The sequence below is a fragment of the Enterobacter cloacae complex sp. IR5459 genome (assembly GCF_049238005.1).
GTDB classification, from domain to species: Bacteria; Pseudomonadota; Gammaproteobacteria; order Enterobacterales; family Enterobacteriaceae; genus Enterobacter; species Enterobacter hormaechei_C.
This window is the reverse complement of the sequence record NZ_JBMKIG010000067.1, coordinates 1-866: the sequence shown is the minus strand read 5'-3', so window position 1 is coordinate 866 and position 866 is coordinate 1. Positions and strand designations below refer to the sequence as shown.

Here is an 866-nt window from a genome sequence, read left to right as displayed (position 1 = left end):
GTATAAATCATGTTTTCTCCAGGCAATAAAAAACCCCGCCGGAGCGGGGTTTGTTCAAAACTGAATGGGTTAGTGGCAGGTGGTGCTGGTGAACGTGTTGGCGCTCACCCATGACCAGTTAAAGGGATAACCGGCGCGGTACTGCGTCTGATTGTTTTGTTTACGGACTCCGTAGATCTGGACGCTGCTTTCCTGTCCGCCGACCAGGGCTGTTCCGGTGCATACGGGTTGCTGCTTCTCAATAACGCCAGCGCAACCGGAGAGCAATACCGCTACCGCCAGGCAAAGAATCATATTTTTCATAGTGGTTATATCCCAGGGCATTCATGAAGCTACACAATAACAATATGAATCAACGGGATATAATTGATTTGATAGATCAATTATTCAAAATTGATCGCTAAAAACGATCAATCATAGTTGGCGCAGTTAATGGCCATAATCACGTTCCTCAGATTCGAATACGCAACGTTCTGAAGGTTGCCGCCGGGGGTTGTCTGCGGCCTGGCGAATATCCGCGTATTGCTTCCCTCAAGCTTTGCCATGCTCTTGTATATGGCCGAGTAGGGTTGCGGCTGACCGCCGGCGGATACAACCCCGGTAATTAGCCCCAGCATGGCAGGCATACAGGCCCACTTCCCCGCCAGAGTTGTATTGATGTTGTATCCTGAGCTGGCATCCACCCCGGCGGTACCGAGGGTGACAACATCGCTCAGCGTGCGCGTTTCGTTTGTTAAAATCAGCGTCCCTGAAGCATCCCACACGGCCAGCCCGTAGTCTGGCTTTGTCTGCGGGAAAATAGAGAAAAAATAAACGTACGCTGTGCCGGTTGCATTCGGTCTGAGAAAATCAATCGTGATGGTGTT

2 protein-coding genes are annotated in these 866 nt (G+C 50.6%); both read right to left on the bottom strand.

The window, feature by feature from the left end:
* Positions 1 to 69: 69 nt before the first annotated feature.
* Positions 70 to 303 (bottom strand): phage exclusion lipoprotein Cor, encoded by a 234-nt coding sequence (gene cor / locus ACOTX4_RS25965; protein ID WP_017382566.1) that lies wholly within the window; start codon positions 301 to 303, stop codon positions 70 to 72.
* 107 nt (positions 304 to 410) lie between these two features.
* A partial coding sequence (locus tag ACOTX4_RS25960; RefSeq protein ID WP_227801982.1) for a hypothetical protein occupies positions 411 to 866 on the bottom strand: 456 nt, incomplete at its 5' end.